General features: G+C 36.0%; 26 protein-coding genes. 4 read left to right on the top strand and 22 right to left on the bottom strand.

The features are described 5' to 3' along the window. Nucleotides 1–187: 187 nt before the first annotated feature. The 8 genes from A5880_RS07915 to A5880_RS07880 form a co-directional block, all read right to left on the bottom strand. Complete coding sequence (locus A5880_RS07915) at nucleotides 188–1,510, bottom strand: hypothetical protein (protein ID WP_086330438.1); 1,323 nt, start codon at nucleotides 1,508–1,510, stop codon at nucleotides 188–190. A 15-nt stretch (nucleotides 1,511–1,525) separates the two neighbouring features. Continuing rightward, on the bottom strand, nucleotides 1,526–1,675 hold the full coding sequence (locus A5880_RS07910; RefSeq protein ID WP_179190407.1) for a hypothetical protein: 150 nt from the start codon (nucleotides 1,673–1,675) through the stop codon (nucleotides 1,526–1,528). Nucleotides 1,676–1,814: 139 nt separating this feature from the next. Further along, complete coding sequence (locus A5880_RS07905) at nucleotides 1,815–2,060, bottom strand: hypothetical protein (protein WP_086330437.1); 246 nt, start codon at nucleotides 2,058–2,060, stop codon at nucleotides 1,815–1,817. A 43-nt stretch (nucleotides 2,061–2,103) separates the two neighbouring features. Continuing rightward, nucleotides 2,104–2,409 (bottom strand): hypothetical protein, encoded by a 306-nt coding sequence (locus tag A5880_RS07900; protein WP_086330436.1) that lies wholly within the window; start codon nucleotides 2,407–2,409, stop codon nucleotides 2,104–2,106. 496 nt (nucleotides 2,410–2,905) lie between these two features. Beyond that, nucleotides 2,906–3,325 carry a transcriptional regulator gene (locus tag A5880_RS07895; protein ID WP_086330435.1) on the bottom strand — a complete coding sequence of 140 codons (420 nt, stop codon included), beginning with the start codon at nucleotides 3,323–3,325 and terminating at the stop codon, nucleotides 2,906–2,908. 71 nt (nucleotides 3,326–3,396) lie between these two features. Further along, nucleotides 3,397–3,741, bottom strand: a complete 345-nt coding sequence (locus A5880_RS07890) for a hypothetical protein (protein WP_179190406.1) — start codon at nucleotides 3,739–3,741, stop codon at nucleotides 3,397–3,399. Nucleotides 3,742–4,090: 349 nt separating this feature from the next. Continuing rightward, complete coding sequence (locus tag A5880_RS07885; protein WP_086330434.1) at nucleotides 4,091–4,960, bottom strand: DegV family protein; 870 nt, start codon at nucleotides 4,958–4,960, stop codon at nucleotides 4,091–4,093. A gap of 202 nt (nucleotides 4,961–5,162) precedes the next feature. Next, nucleotides 5,163–6,455, bottom strand: coding sequence for an adenylosuccinate synthase (locus A5880_RS07880; RefSeq protein WP_086330433.1), 1,293 nt, complete (start codon nucleotides 6,453–6,455; stop codon nucleotides 5,163–5,165). Nucleotides 6,456–6,765: 310 nt separating this feature from the next. On the opposite strand from A5880_RS07880, the gene A5880_RS07875 reads away from it, so the two are divergent. Continuing rightward, complete coding sequence (locus A5880_RS07875; RefSeq protein ID WP_086330432.1) at nucleotides 6,766–7,248, top strand: AmiS/UreI family transporter; 483 nt, start codon at nucleotides 6,766–6,768, stop codon at nucleotides 7,246–7,248. 58 nt (nucleotides 7,249–7,306) lie between these two features. Here the strand turns inward: A5880_RS07875 and dnaB are convergent, their stop codons facing one another. The 6 genes from dnaB to rpsF all read right to left on the bottom strand — a co-directional run bounded on the left by dnaB (nucleotide 7,307) and on the right by rpsF (nucleotide 12,813). Continuing rightward, nucleotides 7,307–8,680 (bottom strand): replicative DNA helicase, encoded by a 1,374-nt coding sequence (gene dnaB / locus A5880_RS07870; protein WP_086330431.1) that lies wholly within the window; start codon nucleotides 8,678–8,680, stop codon nucleotides 7,307–7,309. 223 nt (nucleotides 8,681–8,903) lie between these two features. Further along, nucleotides 8,904–9,356: a 50S ribosomal protein L9 gene (rplI, locus tag A5880_RS07865; RefSeq protein WP_086330430.1), complete on the bottom strand. Its 453-nt coding sequence runs from the start codon at nucleotides 9,354–9,356 to the stop codon at nucleotides 8,904–8,906. A gap of 99 nt (nucleotides 9,357–9,455) precedes the next feature. Then, nucleotides 9,456–11,438, bottom strand: coding sequence for a DHH family phosphoesterase (locus A5880_RS07860; protein ID WP_086330429.1), 1,983 nt, complete (start codon nucleotides 11,436–11,438; stop codon nucleotides 9,456–9,458). Between the two features lie 212 nt (nucleotides 11,439–11,650). Further along, entirely contained in the window at nucleotides 11,651–11,890 is a 240-nt protein-coding gene (gene rpsR, locus A5880_RS07855) for a 30S ribosomal protein S18 (protein ID WP_010762117.1), read from the bottom strand. A gap of 25 nt (nucleotides 11,891–11,915) precedes the next feature. Beyond that, nucleotides 11,916–12,464: a single-stranded DNA-binding protein gene (ssb, locus tag A5880_RS07850; protein WP_086330428.1), complete on the bottom strand. Its 549-nt coding sequence runs from the start codon at nucleotides 12,462–12,464 to the stop codon at nucleotides 11,916–11,918. A 46-nt stretch (nucleotides 12,465–12,510) separates the two neighbouring features. Next, nucleotides 12,511–12,813, bottom strand: coding sequence for a 30S ribosomal protein S6 (rpsF, locus tag A5880_RS07845; protein WP_086330427.1), 303 nt, complete (start codon nucleotides 12,811–12,813; stop codon nucleotides 12,511–12,513). A 342-nt stretch (nucleotides 12,814–13,155) separates the two neighbouring features. On the opposite strand from rpsF, the gene A5880_RS07840 reads away from it, so the two are divergent. Further along, the gene (locus A5880_RS07840) at nucleotides 13,156–14,682 is read left to right on the top strand and encodes an AMP-binding protein (RefSeq protein WP_086330426.1); all 1,527 of its coding nucleotides are present in this window, start codon (nucleotides 13,156–13,158) and stop codon (nucleotides 14,680–14,682) included. A 62-nt stretch (nucleotides 14,683–14,744) separates the two neighbouring features. Here the strand turns inward: A5880_RS07840 and menC are convergent, their stop codons facing one another. The 8 genes from menC to A5880_RS07800 form a co-directional block, all read right to left on the bottom strand. After that, on the bottom strand, nucleotides 14,745–15,854 hold the full coding sequence (menC, locus tag A5880_RS07835; RefSeq protein ID WP_086330425.1) for an o-succinylbenzoate synthase: 1,110 nt from the start codon (nucleotides 15,852–15,854) through the stop codon (nucleotides 14,745–14,747). Beyond that, nucleotides 15,835–16,677: a 2-succinyl-6-hydroxy-2,4-cyclohexadiene-1-carboxylate synthase gene (gene menH, locus A5880_RS07830; RefSeq protein WP_086330424.1), complete on the bottom strand. Its 843-nt coding sequence runs from the start codon at nucleotides 16,675–16,677 to the stop codon at nucleotides 15,835–15,837. The genes menC and menH overlap by 20 nt, the downstream gene beginning before the upstream one ends. Next, entirely contained in the window at nucleotides 16,678–18,402 is a 1,725-nt protein-coding gene (menD, locus tag A5880_RS07825) for a 2-succinyl-5-enolpyruvyl-6-hydroxy-3-cyclohexene-1-carboxylic-acid synthase (RefSeq protein ID WP_086330423.1), read from the bottom strand. Continuing rightward, the gene (locus tag A5880_RS07820; protein ID WP_086330422.1) at nucleotides 18,386–19,768 is read right to left on the bottom strand and encodes an isochorismate synthase; all 1,383 of its coding nucleotides are present in this window, start codon (nucleotides 19,766–19,768) and stop codon (nucleotides 18,386–18,388) included. Before A5880_RS07820 ends, menD begins: the two co-directional genes overlap by 17 nt. Next, entirely contained in the window at nucleotides 19,765–21,231 is a 1,467-nt protein-coding gene (locus A5880_RS07815) for an o-succinylbenzoate--CoA ligase (RefSeq protein WP_086330421.1), read from the bottom strand. The genes A5880_RS07820 and A5880_RS07815 overlap by 4 nt, the downstream gene beginning before the upstream one ends. A gap of 18 nt (nucleotides 21,232–21,249) precedes the next feature. After that, complete coding sequence (gene menB, locus A5880_RS07810; protein WP_086330420.1) at nucleotides 21,250–22,065, bottom strand: 1,4-dihydroxy-2-naphthoyl-CoA synthase; 816 nt, start codon at nucleotides 22,063–22,065, stop codon at nucleotides 21,250–21,252. A 731-nt stretch (nucleotides 22,066–22,796) separates the two neighbouring features. Further along, nucleotides 22,797–23,834, bottom strand: coding sequence for an Abi family protein (locus tag A5880_RS07805; protein ID WP_336577034.1), 1,038 nt, complete (start codon nucleotides 23,832–23,834; stop codon nucleotides 22,797–22,799). Nucleotides 23,835–24,092: 258 nt separating this feature from the next. Next, nucleotides 24,093–24,476 carry a YccF domain-containing protein gene (locus A5880_RS07800; protein WP_086330418.1) on the bottom strand — a complete coding sequence of 128 codons (384 nt, stop codon included), beginning with the start codon at nucleotides 24,474–24,476 and terminating at the stop codon, nucleotides 24,093–24,095. Between the two features lie 165 nt (nucleotides 24,477–24,641). On the opposite strand from A5880_RS07800, the gene A5880_RS07795 reads away from it, so the two are divergent. Next, nucleotides 24,642–24,980, top strand: coding sequence for a hypothetical protein (locus A5880_RS07795; protein ID WP_086330417.1), 339 nt, complete (start codon nucleotides 24,642–24,644; stop codon nucleotides 24,978–24,980). A 31-nt stretch (nucleotides 24,981–25,011) separates the two neighbouring features. Further along, nucleotides 25,012–25,380, top strand: a complete 369-nt coding sequence (locus A5880_RS07790) for a PaaI family thioesterase (protein ID WP_086330416.1) — start codon at nucleotides 25,012–25,014, stop codon at nucleotides 25,378–25,380. The last annotated feature ends 83 nt before the right edge of the window (nucleotides 25,381–25,463 follow it).

The raw sequence follows: 25,463 nt of genomic DNA, 5'->3' as shown, positions 1-25,463 counted from the left end.
GCTCTTGAAGCTAGATAATGTTAAAAGCTGAAAGAGCTCGTTCTGCGCCGACTGAAAAATAGGAAAATATGATTGAGGCGCTTTTTGACTCACTCGTATTTTATCTTTTTTCCGAGGTGCTAGCTCTTGAAGCTATATAAGCTGAACGGGCCAATAAATAGTAGCCCGCAAAGCTAAATAATTTATATTACTCCGCTACACGATACATTTCAAAGAAGTTACCATTTTTATCGCGTTGTACTGAAATTGTAAATTCAAATGTTGTTTCTTCGTTGTTTACAGTTCCAGGGAATGATGTGATTAAAACATTGTTATATACATAGTTTTGTTTCACGCCATCTGTTTGTTCTTGTGTAAATGACATACGTACACGACGTGCATCTAATACGTCTTCATTTCCAACAAAGTGTTCTACATCCACTTTTTTCGGATAGCTAATCACTAAGTCTTTGCCAACTAATGATTTATGGAATAAGATTTTTCCATCTGCTAAAACGATAAATTGTTTTTCGTTGATTTCAACGACTGCTGGTGTGTTTACACGGTTCAATAATGATTCTGTTACATTACAGCTATCTGCAATTGCAGCTGATGTAAACGCACATTCTTCCATATTCATGTCCGCAAGTTGAACGTAACCATAGTCTACGCCTTCGATTGTCGTTGCTGAAACTGCTTTTTCAGCCGTTTGAATTACCCAACCACTTGTTAATGTTCCTTTAGACATCAATGGGTTTAGTTTCCAGTAGTTCGCTGTTGCACTCTTACCTGTTAATGTTCTTTCGATAGCAATACTTGTTGCGTCATAACCTGCGCCAAAGCAGCTTGCTTCAACTGGATCAACAGTTAATTCACCTGCAAATTCATCGATACAGCCAATTTTAACAACATCATTGACTTCAAAATCTTCGATACTGTTGTACACATAGATTGAAGAAAATCCAATAGTTGAAAGCGTAGCGTTTTCCGGAGTGACATCCACATGAATAATAATCCCATTCTCACTTGCCATCCAACCTGTACCGCTAATAGCCTCTGGAAGTTTAGATAAATCAATAACAACTGGTTGGAAACCAGCTTCTTTTACAGTGACTTGTTTTTGGTACACATCTGAATCTGATTGATTTTGATCCGCAATATCAGAAATAGTTGTTTCTACACCGTATGTTCCTGCTGCTGGGAAGTGAATATAGTACGTAATCACTCCTGCTGCAAATTCTGTCGCATCTGCATTTACTCCAAAAGAAGCACCTGATGTTGCGCCAGCAGCATTCATCACAGTTAATGTACCTGAATTTTTGCAGCCTTCTGCTAAACAATTAAACATGTCTTCTGGTGTGCTGTACACGTTATAAACCGCACTTGTTCCAGTATGATCAATATAATTTTTTGTATTTACTTTTACGCAGCTGTCAATATCCGTCAATACGGCAAAGTCAACTTCCATTAATTTATTTAATGATTTCATTCCAATTTTAGAAATCAATGTATCATTGCTACATCTTGTCATTTATAATTCCCCCTATTATTGATTGTTTTGAACGACACGTGTTGCGTCGCGCTCATATCTTCCGCCAGATTTTTTATTTAATACTTGTAATTTTCTCTGAATAAACACTTGTGCATCCACAGCGTCCTTCTTTGTTACTTCTTTTGTTTTTTTCTCTTTAGCCATTTTCTTTCCTCCTAATTTTAAAAGCGAAGCGAGCTCGTTTAGTCTCGACTGGAAAACATACCAGAGGCGTTCTGTTTTATCTTTTTCCGAGAGTCTAGCTCGCATAGCTAGATAGTATTTATCCCTTCAGCTCTATCCACTATTGTCCTTCTTTAAACATTTTTACCGTTTGTCCATCCAAAGTGTATGTCTGATTGAGTAGAAAGTGTCCATCTTGATCCATCACATTACTCACTTCACCAACATAAAAAGTTTTGGTTTGTCCGCTTGGTAAAACCATTCGTGTTTCACGCTGAAAGGTATGTTTTGACACTTGTCTGCTGCCGCAAGATGAACAGCCAGATTTTTTTACTTGATTTTTAATTCCTAGAAATTGAATTTTCATCGCTTAGCCTCCAATTGTTGCCTTTTTCTTAGTCGACTAAGATTCATTCATCAATAAATTCTATCACTGAGTAAGAGACTTTCTTGATACGGCCGCCACAAGATTTACATATTTTTTCTGTGTATTTCACACCTAAAGAAGACAACTCATTGACCAACTCTAAGGAATAAGGTCTTTCGACTTGCATATTCTGCAATGAGCGGATAAATACTTGGTCATTGCCTACTTCATGACATTCGCCTGGTTTTAAACGAACATGGTTGTAGACCGTTGCTCCATTTTTTTGACTGGCGACATTTAACGTCGTTATTGTGTCGATTGCATCAATTAGTTTAAAATACTTAGGCATTGGCTTCCCTCACTTTTCTCTTACTTCTGATAGTATTTATGAACCTCAGTTTAAGCGCTTTATACAAATCTTTTTGAGATGTGCGATCGTCACATCCTGATCTATATAAACGGAGATACATTTTTATCAGACGATTGCCTGACTTGATAAAAAATCTATCTACCGGAGTTGTCAGATGTTTTTGGCTATTACAGCACGTTTGACTGGAAGATAATCTATTCTATTGGTTGAGCTTCCGTCAGTCAGTGCTCTAATCATTCATCTTCAATAAGTATCTTACAATGAAACGAACATCTGAAAATTCGATTATCGTTCGTCTATTGACTTTCAACGATTCACTGAGGTATCTGTTTCGTTTCTAGACTATGTTTGCCTGTTAGAAACTTTTTTATGTATCAAAAATCGTTATTTTTAGCCGTTTATGCTGTAACAACTATTTTTGATACTATCATCTTACAATGAAACTTTGCTTCAAAAATCCGATTATCGTTCATACTTAAATGTTCAAATTTAAATCTTTTGCTACTTGTAAAAAGAACCAGTCTCGTAATTCAAAGGCCTTTGTTCTACCAACAAAAATAAGGCCATTTGTGATCAAACCTTGAATCGTATACTTGGGCATTCGGCGCATATACAGCTCTTGGATGATTACTTTCGTATCTTCACAGCATTCTTCTAATAGGTTGGAAACCACTCGTTTATTTCTTTCCAAGGCTGCTAATCTTTGATCTTGTTCAATCGTAATCATTAATCGATCTTGAACATCATATCCAGCGCCATGTCCTTTGATTCCTGCATTTAAGTCATTTTCACGATAAGGGTATCTTAGTTCTTCTTCCCGTTGTTTGATGTATTCATCCACTCTTGGGTAATCTGCTAAGATGTCTTTAATGTAGTTAAATGTTGATTTTTTCATTTTGTTGCCTCCCTTTAATGATCTAACCTTTACTTCTCCTAAGTAACAAACTCCTTTTTTAAGCCCTTTTATTAAATAATCGTTGTCGCTAATTCCTGTACCTTTTGCACCGTTTCTTCATCCTCCATCCAATGCTCTGATTGAATCCATTGATAAATGAGCTCCATTTTCTTTGGAGATTCCGGATCTTTATTAACGAAACTTGCTGATTCTAATACGTCATAAGCGATCGTATTCATAAGGTTTATATCTAGTTTCTTTTGCATTTTAAAAATACAAGCTAACGTTGGGTTCCATTTTTTACTAGCAGCCAACTTCGCATTACTGCCAGCAATGTCGGACCAATTCAACTCTCTTTCTATCCTTATTTCATCAATAACTTCCCAAAATTCCTCAATTGTTGTTATTATAGACATTTCTTTCACCTCTCACTTTCTTTATTTCTACTAATTAGATTCGTGCTACATCAATGAGCGTGCAGCTGAATAATCTTCTATTTTTCATTTTCTTTCATAATTAAATTGACGGTTAATGTATAAACAAGTTATTTAATTGTTCTACAAAATAATCATACTGTACATCCGACTACTTGCTCTTTTAATTTTCTGTCAAGATACTCCCAAAAAACATTCACTATGCTGTATTTAAAAAATTCCCGCAAAAAAACAGGTGCAATCAGGTACTTTTTGAAAACGTCTAACGTTCAAAAAGTGCCTGATTAACACCTGTATTACTATGATTTATATTCAATTAGTTTAACGATCATTACGATCTTTTCTTCCCTCTAGAAAATACTGCAATACAGCCATTTCCTGTATGACTGGTAATCGTTGGTCCTAGTGGATATATGCGAATTTCTTTCACCTCAACTTGTTCTTCGATCAATGAATTGACTTTCTCTGCGCTTTCTAAATCGCCTGCATAAGCAATAAATACGGTTTGCTTTAAAGGCTCTACTAATCCTTGAACTGTTTCATCCGCTAGTTTCTTCAACGCTTTGCTACGTCCACGAACTTTTCCGATATTTTGTAATTTACCTTGCCCGTCAACAACAATAATCGGTTTTACATTCATCAATCCGCCGATTGCTGCTGCTGCTTTGGAAATTCTACCGCCACGTTCTAGATGCTTTAAATCATCCACTGTAACCCATGAATGCACGGTCATCTTGTTTTCTGATAACCATAGTAAAATCTCTTCTAAAGTATGCCCAGCCTCTTTGAGCTGAATCACTTCGCTGACCAGTAGCCCTTCTCCTAAACTAGCCGCTTTTGTATCAATAACATAAATTTCGGCATCATTGTATTCTTCTTTAAGAATATCAACAGCTTGCATGGCGCTTTGATAAGAACCACTTAATCCTGAAGAAAAAGCCAAGTATAGTATAGGGATTTTCTTTTCCACATAAGGTCTAAAAAATTCAATATAGCGTCCCACATTGACTTGAGAGGTCGTTGGCATACCGCCTGTTTTTATTTCTTGCAAAAACCAATCATAATCAAATGTTTTCCCTAAATCATCCACCAACTCTTCTCCATTTAGTTGGATGGTCATACTAATAAAATCAACCTCATTAGCTTCTAAATATGTATATGGTAAATCACAACATGAATCTGTCATTACTTTAAATGTCATTTTAAATCCTCCCTAGCTGTTTTTCTATTTTAACATATAATTGATGGTTGCTCATATTTTATTAAAGGAATGGACAGCCAAAATTAGGAACTTGTAGGAAAAAAATGAATCAAAAAAATGAGTGGGACATCACTCTTTGAGTCATATCCCACTCATGTGGATTCTAGATTAGACACTTCTATCTAATCTCGTAATTTATGTTTTAAATTTGTGCCCAAACACTTTCTAATACGTTGGTTTGGTTACGGTCTGGACCTACTGAAAATGTTGAAATGCGTACGCCGACCAATTCAGAGATACGGTGTACATAGTTTCTTGCATTCGCTGGAAGATCTGCTAATGTTTTACAGCCAGTGATGTCTTCTGACCAGCCTGGTAATTCTTCATAAACAGGCTTACAACGGCTTAATTCTTTCAAGCTTGCTGGATAATGATAAATTAATTCACCATCTAATTCGTACGCTGTACAGATTTTTACAGTATCTAATCCACTTAATACATCAATTGAATTCAATGATAGGTTTGTAATTCCTGAGACACGTTTAGAATGACGCATCACAACAGTATCAAACCAACCCACACGACGTGGACGACCTGTCGTTGTACCGTACTCTTTCCCAACTTTACGAATTGTTTCTCCTGTTTCATCAAACAATTCTGTAGGGAACGGACCATCACCAACACGTGAGGTATAAGCTTTACATACACCCACGACTTTATTGATCTTAGAAGGTCCAACACCGCTTCCAATCGTAACGCCTCCAGCAACTGGATTTGATGAGGTTACAAATGGATAAGTTCCTTGATCGATATCCAACATAACGCCTTGTGCGCCTTCAAATAACACACGCTTACCAGCATCTAATGCATCGTTTAAAATAACAGAAGTGTCTGTTACGTATTGTTTGATTTGTTGGCCGTACTCATAATATTCTTCAAAAATATCTTCAAACGCAATAGGTTCACTGTCGAACATTTTGACGAATTGACGATTTTTTTCTTCTAGATTGATTTTCAAACGTTCTTCAAAGATCTCTTTGTCTAATAAATCAGCTACACGGATACCAACACGAGCTGCTTTGTCCATATAGGCTGGTCCGATTCCTTTGATTGTTGTACCGATTTTATTGTCGCCTTTTGCATCTTCTTGTAATTGATCCAATTTGATGTGGTAAGGCAAAATGACATGTGCACGATCTGAAATACGTAAATTATCTGTTGTGACATTATTTTCTTTTAAATAAGCTAGTTCTTTTACTAACGATTTTGGATTAACTACAACGCCATTTCCGATTACGCTGATTTTTTCTTTGTAAAAGATACCAGAAGGAATCAAGTGTAGTTTATAAGTAACACCATCAAATTTAATGGTATGACCTGCATTATCTCCGCCTTGATAACGTGCGATGACCTCAGCATTCTCACTTAAAAAATCTGTGATCTTTCCTTTTCCTTCATCGCCCCACTGCGTTCCAACTACTACAACTGATGACATTCGAACACCTCGTTCTAAATTATTTTGTCCTGATTCATTGTACCAGTAAAACAGAACGCTTTCAACCAAAAAATCGAATATTAGTATTTTTAAAAAATGAAAAACGGTTAAAACACGAACATTATTTATTAGATGTAAAACCATTGAATAAAAAGGCGAATATTAATGGAAGGATTTCATCATTAGAAAAAAACAGATACCTCTCTTTCATAAACTTTTTGATGATAAATAACAAATTGTTGATTACTTTTCTACGATTTTAGCGTAAAATATAATACGCAATTCATTTTTATATAGGAGGATTTTTATTTTGTTAGGTGTTGTATTATTATTTGTTGGTATCACATTGATTAGTAACGGCTATTGCGGATTAGCTGGGGTAAATGGCAAATCTACTGCATTTATAAACTTATTTACAGGAAGTTTAACATTTATAGTGAATGCAACTTTATTATTGCGAGGCGATTATTTTGCAGCGGGTACAGGATTTTTGTTTGCTTGTACAAATCTATTGATGGGGGTTATCTACTTATTTGATTTAGATTGGCGCTCTTATGGTATTTTTGGATTATTTGTTGCTGTAAATGCGATTCCTTGTGCATATCTTGCTTACGCTAGTGGTGATTGGCGCTTTGCTATCATCTGGATTCTTTGGGGGATTTTGTGGTTTTGCGGATTTCTGCAAAACGTTTTGGCTCTTCCAATTGGAAAATTTGTTTTATACTTAGCAATTTTTGAAGGTATCGTTACTGCTTGGATACCAGGATTTTTGATGATAACAGAATTATGGTAAGAAAAACCAACTGTAGATCAACATTCGTGTTGATTCACAGTTGGTTTTTATATACTACCTAAAAATCGTCTGGTCTTTGGGAAAGTGAAGCAAATTTATTAAATTCCTTAATAAAGAGCAGTTCAACCGTTCCCCTGGCACCACTTCTGTTTTTTTCAATAATGACTTCAATAACATTATCAATTTCTGGCGGTTCATGATCACCGTCTTCTCCGCCTTCACCACGCTCATAATAATCATCACGATATAAAAATGCAACGATATCGGCATCTTGCTCGATCGATCCAGATTCACGGATATCACTTAGCACAGGACGTTTATCCTGACGTTGTTCCACACCACGAGATAGCTGTGATAAGGCAATAACAGGAACTTTTAATTCTTTTGCTAATTTTTTTAACTGACGGGATATTTCAGATACTTCTTGTTGACGACTTTCGCGGCCAGTTCCTTCGATCAATTGCAAGTAATCGATCAAAATCAGACCAAGATTACCACGTTCTTGTGCTAATTTACGGCATTTTGCTCGTATTTCTGTAATTTTAATACCCGGCGTATCATCAATAAAAATTTGGGCTCTAGATAAACTTCCCATCGCAATAATCAGATTTTGCCATTCATCTTCTGACAATTGTCCTGTCCGCAAATGCCCCGCTTCAATCGAACCTTCCGCACAAAGCATCCGGTTCACTAATGATTCTGCCCCCATTTCCAAACTGAAAATAGCAACAGAACGATCTGTTTTAGTCCCAATATTTTGAGCAATATTCAATGCAAAAGCGGTCTTCCCTACGGCTGGACGGGCAGCTAAAATAATCAATTCTTCTGCTTGTAAGCCGGCTGTCATTTTATCTAATGCTGGATAGCCTGTCGGTAAACCTGTAATTTCTTCGTCATTTTGGTATAGTTGGTCAATATTAGCAATCGATGTATTTAAAACATCTGCAATCGATAAAAAACCACTTCGATTTCTTTTTTCAGAAACTTCCAAAATGCTGCGTTCGGCATCGTCTAGTATGGTTTCAACATCTTCACCTTGTTCAAAACCTTTAGTCACAATTTCTGTTGCCGTTTGAATCAAGTTACGTAGCAGTGATTTTTGCTCAACGATTTTCGCATAATAGACAATATTTGCCGCAGTTGGTACAGCTAAAGCTAAGTCAGATAGATAACTTAAACCACCAACATCTTCTAATAAATTCTCTTGCTCCAAACGATCTTTGATCGTGATAACATCAATTGCCTCATTTCGATCATTCAAGGTAAGCATAGTCTGAAAAATCAATTGATGATTACGGCGATAAAAATCTTTTGGTTCTATGTATTCTAAAGCATCGATAATAACCTCAGCATCTAAAAAAACCGACCCTAAAACGGCCTGTTCAGCTTCCATACTGTGGGGCGGTACTCGATCTTGCCATACTTCACTCATTTTTTTCTCTCCTATATCTTTGAGATCAACACAATTTACTTAGGTATAACCAATCAGTAAATCGGAATGGAACTCTTTCATTTGTCTCATTCTCACCATTTGTTCGGACCTGTTCAGTCTTTTTATTTTAACAAGAAATAGCCTAAATGTACACTGACAATCATGTATCATTTACGTATCAAAGGAACTAAAAAAACAGAGAAATTCTCTGCTTTTTTACTCATTATTCTTCAACTACATGAACTTTAATCGTTGCCGTTACTTCATGGTGTAATTTCACCGGAACTTTTGTAAAACCTAATGATCGAATCGGTTGAGATAGTTCAAGCTTACGTTTGTCCAATTTGACCTTATATTGCTTGTTTAAGGCCTCCGCGATTTGTTTTGAAGGAATAGATCCAAAAAGACGTCCATCCTCTCCAGCCTTTGCTTTAAGCTCTACAACAGTCTCTTCTTTTTCTAAAAATTCTTGCATTTTTTTCGCTTCGGCTAAAATTTCAGCATCTTGTTTCTCTTGTGCTTTCTTTTGACCAGCAAGAGCGCTGATGCTACCTTTATTGGCTTCTTGAGCATAGCCATTTTTTATTAGGAAATTTTGTGCATAACCTGTTGGTACTTCTTTTACTTCTCCTTTTTTTCCTTTACCTTTAACATCTTGTAAAAAAATAACTTTCATACGTATTACTCCTCCTCATGTAATAATGAATGACCAACATCAATGGTTCATTTTATTGTGTTTTAACTGTAAGCTAAACTGGATATGATCTTTAAAAAACTAGCCGTGCGAATCTGAATCATACATCACATCTGTATTTTGATGGATCACTTTTAGCAGCTGTTCTTTTGCCTCAGCCACCGTTACATTAGATAATTGTACCGCAGCATTCGTAAAATGACCACCTCCGCCTAAGTTTTCCATAATCAACTGGACGTTTATCGAGCCATTACTTCGTGCACTAATACCTATCTTTTTATCTGTTCGCTTAGTGATGACAAATGCTGCATTGATTCCAACCATTGATAGCAACGTATCTGCTGTTTTAGCGGCAGTCACACTATCATATGCTTTCTCTTCACTTCCAGTAACCACGACTGTATCTGCTCTTACATACTCACTTTTAGCAATCAAACTATTCATCTCTAAATAGCTAGTTAAATCTGAGCTTAATAAATATTGTACTAGAGATGAATCCGCACCACAAGTTCTCAAATAACTAGCAACATCAAATGTACGTGCAGTGGTACGAATACTAAAACTTTTTGTATCAATGACAATTCCTGCGAGTAGTAATGTTGCTTCCACTTTGTCTAAATGTTGTTTCGTATTACTTTGATATTCAATCAATTCTGTTACTAGCTCTGATGCAGATGACGCAGACGATTCGATATAAGAAAGTAATGGTTTTGCTGGAAATTCGTCTCCACGACGATGATGGTCTATAATCACTACTTTATCGAACCGTTCATATAACTCTTGTGAAATCGAAAGTGACGGCTTGTGGTAATCAACCATGATCAGTAAACTGCTGTCTGTTTTTCTTTTCATCGCTTCTTTAGGTGCAATGATTTGTCTAGCTAATTCAGGATACTTTTCTAATTCAGCCATCACTCGCTCAACATCAGAGGTAATTTCTTGTTTCTCCAGAACAACCCAAGCTTCTTTTCCATGAAATTTAGCCAAACGGGCCATACCAAATGCCGAGCCAATCGCATCCATATCGGGAAAACGATGCCCCATGATATAAACATCTGAAGACTCAGATAGTATTCCTTTAATAGCGGTGCTCATTGCACGAGAACGAACACGCGTTCTTTTTGCGACAGATGCTGTTCTTCCTCCGTAAAAAATAGGCTTTGCATTATCTTTTGCTTCTTTAACAACAACTTGATCACCACCTCTGACTAGGGCTGTGTCCAAGTTTGTTTGAGCTGTGTCACCCGTTTGACTTAATGTATCTCCTCCATAAGAAATCCCCATACTTAATGTAATCGCTATCTCTCGTGTACTAGATTCTTTTCTAATCTTATCTAGAATTTGAAACTTGCTATCCATCATTTTTTTCACATCTTCTAGTTGCGCAATAAAAAAATAACGTTCCGCATTGAGTCTTTTATAAAAAACTTGATATTCATCCATCCAATCAGAAACCATCGTTGTGATGAAACTATTTAGATAGGAAATTTCCTTTTCATCCATACTATCTGTAATATCATCATAATTATCTACTGAAACAATACCAATTGCCGTCTGCATTTCTAACTTTTCTTGGTATAAATTACTTTCTTTGGTAATATCTTCGAATGTAATTGTATTTTGCTCTGCATCAACATTAAAACGATAAACATGCTCACCAACTTTAAAAATATCTTTACCTTTTTCAGCCAATGATACATACGTTTGTATTAATTCAGGACTAATCAATGTTTGACCATCTTTTCTAAAAATACTTTCTGCAAACGGATTCAACCATTTTGCTTCCTTCGTTTCAAAATCATAATTTATAATTCCAACAGATACTTCATTAAACGCATAATCTAGCGATTTTTCAGCAATTGTACTAGCTTCTCTGATTTTTTCCTCGTTCGATATTTCCATTCGTTTAGCCAAATAAAAAATTCGATTTACTAAAATAAGATTGAGTATGAATAATCCAATTATAGAAATATATTTATTAGTTACAAAGAAAAATAGTATTATTTCTAATAAAAAGAGAACGAATACAGAACCCAAAATCCGTTTCATTCTTTTTTCTTTCATTATAAAGACTCCCCCGTTGTTTTACAGATAGTTTATTTTAGCATAAAAAAAAGATTTCTGCGAATAGCTTCTAATGTTTCACGTGAAACATTAGAAGTATTTTTTATTTTATAGTTCCATTCAACAAATAAACTTTATACTTAATAAATCAACATTATAAAGATGAAAAAGGATCAAAGAACTATGTTCTTTGATCCTCAGTAAATTCTATATTATTGCTCTTCACCAACAAATGGTAATAAGCCCATGATACGCGCGCGTTTGATTGCAATTGTTAATTTGCGTTGGTTCTTAGCGCCAGTACCTGTTACACGACGTGGTAAAATTTTTCCACGTTCAGAAATGAATTTTTTTAATAGTTCGATATCTTTATAGTCAATATATTCAATATGGTTCGCTGCAATATAGTCGACTTTACGGCGTTTACGTCCGCCTCTTCTTTGTTGTGCCATTCTTATTCCCTCCTATCAAATTCGTTTAGAATGGTAAATCATCATCTGAAATGTCAATAGTTGAACCTGATCCAGCAAATGGATCAGCATCTCTATCAAAATCAGGCATACCGTTGTTGTTAGACTGAGAGGATGATTGATTAAAATTGTTTTGTCCTGCGAAATTATTGTTTTGTGATTGGAAACCTCCGCCACCAGCATTATATGTTGGTGTTGAACCTGATCCTTCTTGTGTTTGTCTTTGTTCTGATGCAGAACGAGACTCCAACAACTGGAAATTTTCACATACAACTTCAGTCACGTATACACGTTGACCTTGTTGATTTTCATAATTTCTTGTTTGAATGCGACCAGTAACGCCTAATAATGTACCTTTACGTGCATAATTCGCCATTGTTTCAGCAGGTTTACGCCAAATCACACAATTAATAAAGTCCGCCTCACGATTTCCGTTTTGATTCGTAAAATTACGGTTTACAGCTAATGTAAACGTCGCAACTGCTGAACCACTAGATGTATATCGTAAATCTGGATCTTTTGTTAGTCTTCCAACTAATACAACATTGTTAATCATTTAAACATCTCCTTTCGCCTATAAATGTTTCACGTGAAACATTTTACTATACTTCTTCCTTGATAATCATGTGACGAATAATATCATCATTGATTTTAGCAAGACGATCAAATTCATTGATTGCTCCTGCAGTTGATGGAGAAGATACTTTAACGATATGATAGATGCCTTCACGGAATCCGTTCATTTCATATGCTAAGCGGCGTTTTTCCCAATCTTTTGATTCGATAACTTCTGCTCCGTTATCTTTTAAGATTGTGTCGAAACGTTCTACTAAAGCAGTTTTTGCTTCTTCATCAATGTTCGGACGAATAATATACATAATTTCATAATTCGTAGCTTGACTCATTGATTTTCACCTCCCTATGGACTTCAAGGCTCTTAGTTGACTAAGAGCAAGGAGAGTTATCTAAAATTAAATAGACTACTCACAATTTTTCATTATACACCTAAAAACTTATAAAATCAAGCCTTGTTACGAATTTATGGTATTTTTTTATCCAGTTTATTCTTTTGTTTCGTCTCTTAATAATAATACGTATAAATTTCGTATTTTCATTATTTATACGTAAAAATAATGCAATGATTATCAAATTAATGTAGGTTATTTTATTTTCATGGTATACTACCCTTGTTCGTTTTTACACAATCTTTTCTCAAACCAACAACATTTTGAAAGGGTGCTTTTATATTGAATCACTTGTTAGATTATCAACCACTCAATTTATACACAAATTATCTGAATGCTTCACTTAATTTTCCTGATACAGCTATCATTCACGATGAGACACTACCTGCATTTCCTGAGCTTGGAACGAAATATACCTACCAATCAAGCCATAAAGCTATTTTAACTCGTGCATATCAATTAGCTAGTTTAGGCGTAAGTACTGGAGATAAAATCATAATTTTTAAAAGTTCGATGTTCGACACCTACTTACTAGCTGTGGCAGCTTCTTATTTAGGCGCTATTCCGGCAATGATTTCTTATCATTTTCCCGCTGAAACGATTGATGTTTTTGTTGATCGTTTAGAAGATCCTTTTATCTTATTTGATGATGAAACTGCTGATAAAATAGAGAAAGTAAAAAATAGTTCCCCCGAAAAACAAATTTCAATAGCTACCCTTTTACAAACACCAACAACAGAAGTACCGCAAACAGAGCTTGCCAAAGATGCAATCGCTTATATGACCCATACTTCTGGAACAACTGGGATTCCAAAATTGATTTGTCATTCTGCTAATTCAATGGGGTGGCGGACTAAATGGCAAAAAACGATTTTCACGAAAATTTCTGAAAAGAAACTTGTTGGATTTCATATTTCACCCGTTCATTCTCGTTTCAATATCGGAATTTCTTCATTGATGGCGATGGGTTTTCCAATGATGCCTTTATCCGTCTCAAATAGTCATTCTGTTTCAAAAATGCTTTTAGAGTATCAGCCTATTGCTCTTGAAACACATCCCAATAATTTTGTTCAGTGGACTTCATTGGCTAAACAACATCCTGAAGTATTTGCCAGTGTGCGTTATTATCATTCTACTTTTGATGCAATCAATAATGCAACAATGGCTAGTTTTTTAAACGCTTCTGGAACAAATGATCCAATTTTTCTTCAGGTTTATGGACAAAGTGAATGCGGACCAATGATCTTAAAAGCACATACGCTCGAGTCTTTAAAAACTTCTGACGCCCGTGACATGGGTGTTGGTTTAGAAGGTTTGACAGAAGCACGCATAGCTGACAAAGAAGGCCACGTGTTACCAGCCATGACAAATGGACATATTCAATTTTTATCAAAAGGAAGAGCCTTGACCTACTATAAAGAAGACGATCGCTTCCAAGCTACTGTTTTTGGTCCTTGGTGGGACAGCGGTGATTATGGTTTTATGGATGAGAATGGGCATTTATTCTTGAAAGACCGTCAAGTTGATTTGATTGAAAAAATCGATAGTAATTTAGCGATTGAAGATCATTTACTCGATGCTCTTGATTTTCTTCAAGAAGTCATTATTGTTCGTGGAAAAGATAATTCTCCCCAACCGATTTTAGCCGTTGATCCAACAAAAGGAATGGATTGGGACGCTTGGTGGAAGCAAGTGGCTGACTTACCTCACTTAAACAAACCGATAATTATGGATTGGGAAGAAATTCCTCGTACTGCTACAATGAAAGTTCAACGATTACAAATTGAAAAAGCATTGAAAGAAGAATAAGTTTCTGCATATAAATAAGCTGCTAGAAAAACAATAATACTTGTTGTTTTTCTGGCAGCTCTTTATTTGACAAAAATCGGCTCGTAAATTCCATACTTTAATAGCATTTCCTCAGACAATGTAACACCAATTCCTATTCCATCTGGCACCTGAATTTCTCCGTTCTGAATTTTAATAGGTTCCGTTAAAATATCTTCATAATAATAACGATCAGACGCAGAAATATCCCCTGGAAAAGTAAAGATATTTTGAGAAGCAAATTGCAAGTTCAGCGCTCTACCCACACCTGATTCAAACATTCCACCTAACCAAACAAGTAAGTCTTTTTCTTTACAGAAGTCTATAATTTTTAAAGCTTCAGAAATCCCACCAACTCTGGGGATTTTCAAGTTGATACTTCTACAACTACCTAAAGAAAAAGCTAATTCACAATCTTTCAATGATCGAATATTTTCGTCCAAACAGATGCTTGTTTTAATTTCTCTTTGTAATTGTGCATGCTCTAAAAAATCATTCGCCGCAAAAGGTTGTTCGATCATAGCTAAGTTATAAGCATCTAATTGTTTTAAATGAGGAATATCTGCAATTGTATAGGCTGAATTCGCATCTACCATAAGTGGAAGTTCAGGAAATTTATGTCGGATCGCTTCAAGAGGCTCTAGATCATAACCTGGTCGAATTTTTAATTTTACTCGCTGATACCCTTGATCAATGTATCCATTAACTAGATCAGTCAATTTGGATAAGTCAGTTTGGATTCCAACACTGACTCCCACTGGAATTTGCGCTCTAGTCTCCTTAAAATAGGCTTTAAGACTTTTTTTATTACGCTTAGCATATAAATCCCAAATAGCTGTTTCAAGACTAGATTTAGCCATTTGATTGCCTTTAACCACTTCAAAGAGAGCAGACACGTCATTAGGATGACAGATATTCGTATGAATCAGCAGAGGGATCAAATGTTTTTGACTAATGATTCTTGCTGTATCAATTGTTTCTTCTATGTAGTCTGGCTGTTCAAAGGGAACAAGTTCGCCAAATCCTTGATTGCCAAGTTCATCCGTCACAATTATAATATCAAAAGCCTTCTCTGTTAGACGGCCATAACTAGTCTCAAAAGGAGTCCTCAAAGGAAGACGAACACAGTAACGGTCAATGCGATGGATTTTCATTGTTGGTTCCTCCTCTTAAGAACATATGAACAATTCTTTCAAAAGTGCGTGGCTTCTCTAAATGAACACAATGACCAGTGTCTTTTACAAGCTCAATGACTATATTTGGTTGTCGCTCTTTCATATTCTTAGCGATTTGTTGAAATTTCAGATCTAATTCTCCCACAATCAATAGAATAGATACTTTTATCTTTGGCAATTCCTGCCAATAACTGCTCTGAACGCCTGTACCCATAAACCATAGACTACAAGCTAGCCCAAAAGGATGTTGAGATAAACGCTCTTGTCGAACTCCACACTGAACATTAAATGGTAATGCTTTTTGACTCTTAAAAAGAGATAAATTCTCCCACTTTTCAACAAACCGTTCGATCGGCTGATTCAAGATTGAGCCAGCCAAACGTTCATCGGCTAGTTGTCTGGACAATCGTTCCATAACGTTCTCTAAGCCAGGAGAACCGCTCTCTAAGATTAAGTTTTGGATTTTACTAGGAAATAGCTGCGTAAATCCTAACGCCACTCTAGCCCCCATTGAATAGCCTAATAAAGAAAACTGAACTAATCCTAACTCTTCCGTCAACAAAGCAAGATCTTGACATAAACACTCCATTTGGTAACGATAAGGATGAACATAACAATCGGTATTGCCATGACCAATCAAATCGATTCCAAGAATATTCCATTCGCTTTCTTCTTGGAAAACTGGCGCAAAAGTCTGACTAGTACCAGTAAACCCATGGAAGCAAACCAACGTCGGTCGATCGGTTTCATAAGTTGAAAACCACTCACAATAATAATGTACGCCATTTATGTTGATTTTCATCTAAGTGCTCCTTAGTTTGTCTTTTAATTGCCTCATAACATTTTCATACAACTCCACATTTGCTTGTCGGTCACCAACGATTTCAATCACTTGAAACTTCGGCTTTTTTTGTGTTTCTTCTAGTAGTGAGGTTAACTGTTCTAGATTTTCAGCTTTTGTGTAAGTTGCGCCGTACAACGCCGCCACTAATGAAAAATCCAAATCAATTGGTGTACCGAAAATAGGTTCAAAATCTTTTTGTGTCAATTGACGTTGTGAAAGAAAAGAAAAAATTCCACCACCATTGTTATTTAGTAAAATAATCGTTAAAGGTAGATTATAGCATTTCGCCAGTAACAAACCATTCATATCATGATACATCGCTAAATCACCAATCAACAAAACATTTTGACGATCAGGATGTGTCGCACACATCCCTAGTGCAGTTGAAACAATTCCATCAATCCCATTAATCCCACGATTTCCAAACAATTGATAGCTACTTGTTTCAACAGTAGAAAATCGATCTAAAAAACGTATAGCATTGCTGTTTGAGACAAATAGTTGCCCATCTTCAACCATCATTTTATGAACAAGAATACTGGCTGTTGTTTCATTTAGCTCATTCATTTCAGCTAGTTCGCTTAATTGATGATCAGTTATTTCTTGCCACGCAATCCACTGATTACTCCAAGTATCAGGCGTTTTGATTTCAACTTTATCAATAATTGCTTGAATGAACATTTGCTCCTCTGCTTGGATAGCAATTTGTGTTTGTTTTAACTGATCCTGCCACTCTCCTGTTTCATCAACAAAGTAAATCCTAGTCTCTGAATCATCCAAAGTCTGCAGCCAAAACATCATATTTTTAGAAATAGGTAACATCCCGAACCGAACGACTACTTCTGGACGTTGAATCATGTCGACTTCTTGAATAAACAAGTCAGCATAACTCATGATCAGCAGATTTTTATTCCCGCATGAGACAAGGTTTGCCAATGGATCACCAATAATCGGCCAGTTCAAGGCTTCGGCTAGTTGAACAAAACACTCAGCTTCCATCGTTGTATGACTTCCGCCAACAACAATTACCCCTTTTTTACCTTGCCATGCGTTGACACATTTAGACAATTGGTCTTCAGACAGTTGTTGTTTTCCTGTAACGATCATCGTTGTTTTTTCGATCTTTGATGAACGACTCAACTCGGGTAATAATGGTTCTCTTAACGGAAAATTTAAATGAACTGGTCCTTGTGGTATTTGACAAGCGGTATCAGTGGAACGCATACCTTGCCAATAAGCATAATCTATCATTGCTTTCGTACCTTCTGGAATCGCCATTTCCACAAATGACTTCACGTGACTTTGAAATAATTGAAACTGATCCATCGCTTGTGGTGCACCAACTTGGCGTAATTCATGGGGACGATCTGTGGTTAGAACGATCAATGGAACATGGCTCGCTTTCGCTTCACAAATTGCTGGATAATAATTTGCTGCAGCAGTTCCAGATGTACACAGTAAAACAACAGGCTTGTTGCTTGCTTTACTCAATCCTAAAGCAAAAAAAGCCGCAGAACGTTCATCTACTTCAACAAATGTTTCAATTCTTTCTTGCCGATGCATCAGTAATGCTAAAGGTGTAGAACGCGAACCAGGACTAATTACAGCTTGGCTAACACCACTACTGATCATCCCTTCAATAAAAGCATGTAAATAGTTTGTCATTTCATTTTGATTCGTCACGAATATCTCCACCTATTCCTCTTAACATCGGTTGAAATTTGATTTTTGTTTCTTCTCTTTCTAATTCAGCCTGAGAATCTTTAACGATGCCACAGCCTGCATATAAATACCCAGTATTTCCTGAAAACACCGCTGAACGAATCCCAACTGCAAACTCTCCTACGTCTTCTTTAATGGCGATCCAGCCAATCGGTGCTCCATACAATCCTCGATCCAGCGATTCATGTTTAGTAAGCCAGTCCAAAGCTAATTCTTTAGGCTCACCACCTAATGCCGGTGTTGGATGTAGCTGCTTGATTCCTTCTAGAAAGCGAAATAACGTTTGACGCTTACCTTCGATTGGCAAGTAAAGATGCTGAATATCACGATTCTTTAATAATTGCGGCTCCTGAACTTGAATTGAATCGCCAGTCATTTTTTCTAATTCATTGACAATTCGATCTACGACAATTTTATGTTCTTGTCGGTTTTTTAGATCATTCAACAAGTGATTTCCTAACGCTAAATCTTCGCTTTTAGTTGTTCCACGTGAAACAGACCCAGCCACACTCGCTGTTGAAAACATGGTAGTAGATGCTTGTAAAAGACGCTCTGGTGTAGCTCCGATAAATACATGTTCCTCAGATTCTAAAACAAAAAAATACGTATTCGTTTGCTGTTGTTGGAGATTTTCTAAAATAGCATCTGCTTGAAACGGATCGTTACTTGCCACCTTCATCCGTCTTGCCAAAACAACTTTTTCTAATGGTCCTGCTTCTTTTAACTTCTCAACTGTTTGATCAACAAGTTTTAGCCATTTAGATACTGCGACTTCTTCTGCGGTAATCCTTGGTAAGACCTCTTGTTCTGCTACTTTGGTATTCATCAACTCTATGAATTGTTCTTTCAGATGCGCCCATTTCTGTTGTAACTCTTGTTGATTTTCGGCTTTAAAGTTAATTGTTAGGTACCGTTTTTTATTCACTTGTGTGAGTAAGAGGGTTGGAAGATAAAATAATCCCCGCTCCATTTTTCCCCAATCATTTTGCTGGCTTTGTTTGCTATCAAAAGCAAAAGCACCAAACAAAAGGGCTCCTGTTCCTATTATAGAACGGTTGTGATAAATTTTAGCTTTCTCTTTTAAAATGAATGCATCTACTTGTTCAAAAGAGGCTTGATCGCCCTTTAACTCTTCTTCTTTGCCTAATCCTACTAAAGTGAGTTCTTTCTCAGGCGTTTGCCAATAAAAGCGTTCACCATGAAATTGTTTTTGCCCCTTTTTAAAAATAGTACGCAAAGAATCCGTATCTTCATTTAATTCTTTGATCCAACTAAATTTTCGATAGCCTTGTTCATATGCTTGTTCTAATTCTTGAGGAATGCTCATTTGCTTAAAAAAGCCTCCCTTTCTGTTGATGTTAAACGATGTTTCGCTAATTTTCCACTTGCCGTTCTTGGAAGTGACTCACACAAATAAACTCTTTTAGGTAGTTTAAATTTAGCTAAATAAGCTTGAGCAAACTTGCGTACGCTTGATTCTGTAATCGTCGCGTCTCCCACAATATAGGCGACAGGCACTGCTCCCCATTTTTTATCGGATTCACCGATTACAGCAACTTCCGTTACTCCAGGCATTTCCTGTATAATATGCTCAATTTCTGTCGGATAAATATTTTCTCCACCAGAAATAATCAGCTCACTTAAGCGGCTGACTAAATAAAGATAGCCCTCGTCATCTAAATAGCCCATATCACCTGTTTTAAACCAGCCATCTGCAGTCCATTTGACTAATTGCCATTGTTCGCCGTTTAAATAGTGCCGAATAACATTTTTACCTTTTAATAGAATTTCTCCCACTTCATTAGGATTGCATACTTGTTCTTCGTCATTGACGATCTTAACTTTCATACCTGCTAGCGGCTTGCCTGCTGAACCGATCTTAGTTGATGCATCTTCAAAGCTTAAGGCGACAACTTGAGAACACGTTTCGGTCATACCATAGGATTGAATCACCGGGATACCATATTTTTCGCATTCTTCTAAAGCTTTAGGAGAAATTGGTCCACCTCCTAGCAACATCGCTTTAAATTGTGGGGCATAACCTGATTTAGGATACTTTTGTAATAGTTCTTGCAACATAACAGCAACGACAGAAATCACGGTTCCTTTTCCTTGCATCAACTCTTTTGTTATTACGTCCACATCAAATTTAGGATATAAACGAAAACTACACCCTATTACTAATTGGCGGATTATGATCGATAAACCACTAATATGAAACAAAGGTACAGGACAAAGCCAGCAATCATCGGCTGTAATTTCCATATTCTCTTGGGTTGCTAACGCACTGGCAAAATGGTTACTAAAACATTGAATAACGCCTTTCGGATTTCCAGTCGTTCCAGATGTATACATAATTGAAGCTGTTGCTTCTGATTGGTATACAGAATAAGTAATTATACTTTTTTCAGTAGGCTCAAAACAGCTCATTTCAATCAGGTTAATCTGACTTATCTCTGTCAGTTCCTTCGAACTACCGGCAGCAACGACCACCACTTTTACTGCTGCATCAGTCAACTGGTAACGAAGCTCCGTCAAACTTAGATGCGTATTCAAAAAAACTAGCTCTTTGCCCATTTCCCATAACGCTAGAATCGAAAAATACATCTCTTTTGAATTACGGCTAAATAGCGCAACCCGTTTTTCTGTTTGCGGTATTTTTATGGAAAAAGTCGATACCCAATGGTTGACTTCTTCAGCAACCTCAGCAAACGACCAGACTTCATCCTGCCAATAAAACGCAGGACGATCAGGTCGTTCATTCACTTGTTTTTGTAGCCAACTACTCATGTTTTTCACCCTTTTAGTTTATGGAAATTTAGGGAATTGGTCGAAATCAGGATCACGTTTTTCTTTAAATGAATCGCGTCCTTCTTTGGCTTCATCCATTGTGTAATAAAGCAGTGTTGCATCCCCTGCTAATTGTTGGATTCCAGCAAGTCCATCCGTATCAGCATTAAGAGAAGCTTTGATCATACGCAAGGCAAGTGGGCTTTTCTTCAACATTTCTTCGGCCCATTCCATCGTAACATCTTCCACTTCTGCTAATGGTACCACAGTATTTATCCAGCCCATATCCAATGCTTCTTCCGCTGAATATTGTTTGCATAAGAACCAGACTTCTTTGGCTTTTTTATGACCGATGACACGCGCTAAATAACCGGAACCATAGCCACCGTCAAAACTTCCTACATTCGGTCCTGTTTGTCCAAATTTAGCATTATCCGCTGCGATCGTTAAATCACACACAAGTTGCAGCACATTTCCGCCACCAATTGAATAGCCTTTAACCATAGCAATTACAGGTTTTGGAATCACACGGATCAAACGTTGTAAATCTAAAACATTCAAACGAGGAACACTATCTTCCCCTACATAACCACCATGTCCACGAACTTTTTGATCGCCGCCAGAACAAAATGCTTTGTCTCCTGCACCAGTTAAAATAATCACGCCAATATCTTGCTTATCACGACTAATGTTGAATGCATCGATCATTTCCATCACTGTTTTCGGTGTAAAGGCATTGTGTACATGAGGACGATTGATTGTGATTTTCGCCACTTTACCTTCTTGTTCAAATAAAATTTCATCGTATTCTTTGATCGTTGTCCAGTTTCTCATTGGGAAACCTCCTTATAGTTTTAAAAGCGAAGCAGGCTCGTTCAGCTCCGACAGAAAAATAGGAAAATAAGACTAAGGCGTTTTTGGCCTTATTCTGATTTTATCTTTTTTCCGAAGAGTTAGCCTGCGAAGCTAGACAGTTTAAAAGCGGAACAAGCCCGTTCAACCTCGACAGAAAAATAGGAAAATAAGACTGAGGTGGTCTTTACCTCGTTCTGATTTTATCTTTTTTCCGAAGAGGTTAGCCTGCGAAGCTAGATAGTTTAAACGCGGAACAAGCCCGCTCAGCTCTGATAGCAAAATAGGACTGAGGACTTTTTGGCTTTATTCATATTTTATCTTTTTCCGAAGGGTTGATTTGTATAACCTATTTATTTTCCAATGCTTCTATTATACACAAATATACGATTTTTAGAATGATAGACGGTTTATATAGTGATGAAAAATATGGTGAGACACATCTAAAATAAAGCAGAATTTTTAGAAAATAGCATGAAAAAACATTTATTTAAAGTATAGTTACTTTTTTCTCTGAAAAACACATACAAAAAAACTGTCTGATACAAACTCCACAAAAAGCTTGTATCAAACAGTTTTATTTTCCTTTAATCTATAGCTAGCTGTTACCCCAACTATAAACGACCTTTCGGAAGGGTCTTTCATCTAACAACTATGTTACCATTTGAATTAAGCTCGGTCAACACTAAACTCTGTCATAATTCTCCCAAAAATCAATAGTTCTTAATTATTTCATCAAACATAGCATATTTTTCACGCAACCAAGGTTGATTTATGTATATATGCTTATTACGCTTACATCTAGTCATCAACTCTTCTAACTCAATTTTTCTATTCTTTCTAATACCAGATGATTCTACATAAACATCATGGAGAAATAATACTGAAACTAAATCATGCACTCTCATATTTGTTAAATTATGATAAATACGATTATTTCTAAATTCAGTTCTTTTGACATATTCTGTCAGTTTTCTATGAGGAAACCTTGGCTTTTCTTCATCATTAAATTGAAATTCTTGTTTTAAATATAATAAAATAGGTCTACTATGAGCTGCGCAGTTTCTTACATTTTTTGCATACGGAAGAAAAATTTTAGCCAATTCATATTTATTTGATTCAAACAAATTTTGTTCACAATAAAACTTGATAAATGATGACAATTGACCGAAAGTCATTAATTCTAAAAGTACCCAAATAGATGGATTATCGATTCTTTTGCAGTACAAGTCGTAATCATAATTCTTTGTATTACTTCTCCCTTTCATTATGTTATCCACTACCTGAATATAATTCGTCTTCATCTCTAGTTTTTCTTTATCAGAAATACATTGTCTGTCTATTCGAAGATTAAAACTGTTTTGCTGGTAATTATTATATTCATTCACAATTGAATAGCCATCATCATCACCTTCTGTGATAGTTGATATAATTTTTGTTTTTAATGAATGCTCAATATCTAATGTTAATTTCATAAGAAGATACCTTAAATGCATATCGATAGTGGCTAAATCAGACAAGTGCTTAAAATCTAGATTCACGTATTTTCCATCAGCAGCTCTCTCAAAATTTTTTCTGAATGCCGTTATTTTATAATAATACGTATTTTCAGATAGTATTTTTATTGCGTTTGATTCATCAATTTCATTAAATCCAATATGTTTAAAGCGCATATACTTTATTTGTTCTTTTACACTAATTTTCTGTTGCTGCTTTATCTTTTCAAGTATCTCTAAAATATCACTATCCATTTTTATTCTCCTAAATGTATTTATCTTTATTATACTTCCGGAAAAGATATTTAACAATATGAAAGATGAATCATTTATTTTAACTAATCTATAATTATTTATTAAAAAAACTATATAACTCTCTCAAATAACTCTGCACCATTTACTTCAAAGGTTTTCTATCAAAGAAAATTAATGAAGGTTATATATGCACTGCTTCAATGAAATATACAAAAAAAGACTAGTTTAACCTAATTTCAGCTCAACTAGTCTTTTTTCCTATTCCATATACGTACTATTCGTAGGCACCACCTGAGCGCCAAAAGGCATTAACGCAAGCTTAGCCAATTTAAATGATTGCATCCCAAATGGAATACCAATAATCGTTGCACACAAGATAATGCCACTGACACAATGACCGACAGCTAGCCAAAAACCACTGAGGACAAGCCAAAGAATATTTACCAAAAACGACATACTACTTGTACTATAAACAACTCTTTTGCCAAACGGCCAGAAGCTTAGCCCAGCCAATTTAAAACACTGTAAACCAATTGGAATCCCTACAATTGTAATACACCAAAGAACTCCTGCTAAAACCCAAGTCAATCCGCCAATAAAGCCACCAAAAATAAACCAAATAATATTTCCTAGACACCCCATTTGTACTTCTTCTCCTTTCGTTCAAACTAAACATCGATTATACTACAAAAACTCAAAATATGTGTTAGCTTTTTTAAACAAATTTATTAAAAATCACAAAATCCCTTGTTATTAATCCAGAACTTGTTTACTATTTTTATTAAAGATAAAAAAGGAGTTTTAATGATGAATACAGCAATCGTTGTTTATCAAAGTACACCTATGCTTGGTAAAAATATGCGCCCAAATGGCAATATTTTAGGTATGTTCAAGCAAAAGAAACTCGTCACACAATTGAATCAAGAACTTGCTAAGAGAAATAGTCATTGGCAGGTTGTGCTGGATGATTCTATAGCTGATATAGATAGTATTGCGCAAAAAGCAGAGGCGATTATTTGTGTGCCAGGACTACAAAAACAGTTTGATCTAAAAAATTATCCTAAAAATAAGGTATTTTATTTTGATTCCTTAAGTTATCATCATTTGACATTAGACAAGGTTATTGATTTTCTAGAAACTATTTAGTGTTCTATCGCAAAAAGAAAGGATGAGTTTCATGCATTTATTAGACTATTTACAGATTGAAACAACTGAACTGTCTAAAGACAAAGTTATTTTAACCATGAAAATAGAGGATTTTCATAAACAACCTTATGGAATTGTACATGGAGGAATCAATGGTATTTTAATTGAAACTGCTTGTAGTCTAGGAGCCAAAGAACAACTAGATTCAGAATCTTACGCTGTTGGTGTAGATCTTCAAATCAATCATCTAAAAAGTGTTGCCACAGGGACTTTAACTGTGATTGCAACAGCCGATCGTGTTGGACAAGCCATTCAAGTTTGGGAAGGAAAAATTTATACGGATTCTGGAGAGTTAACTGCGGTTGGCCGCTGTACGTTGATGAGCCGCAAACAAAAATAAGAAACGCCATGGAAATTAAAGATAGATTCACTAAAGTAGCTCTTTCCCTTTTGTGTGTCTGATCTTATTTTCCATAGCGTTTT

The sequence above is a fragment of the Enterococcus sp. 4G2_DIV0659 genome (genome assembly GCF_002140715.2).
Lineage (GTDB): Bacteria > Bacillota > Bacilli > Lactobacillales > Enterococcaceae > Enterococcus_L > Enterococcus_L mansonii.
The sequence above is the reverse complement of the archived record's forward strand: the minus strand, read 5'-3'. Positions and strand labels throughout refer to the sequence as shown.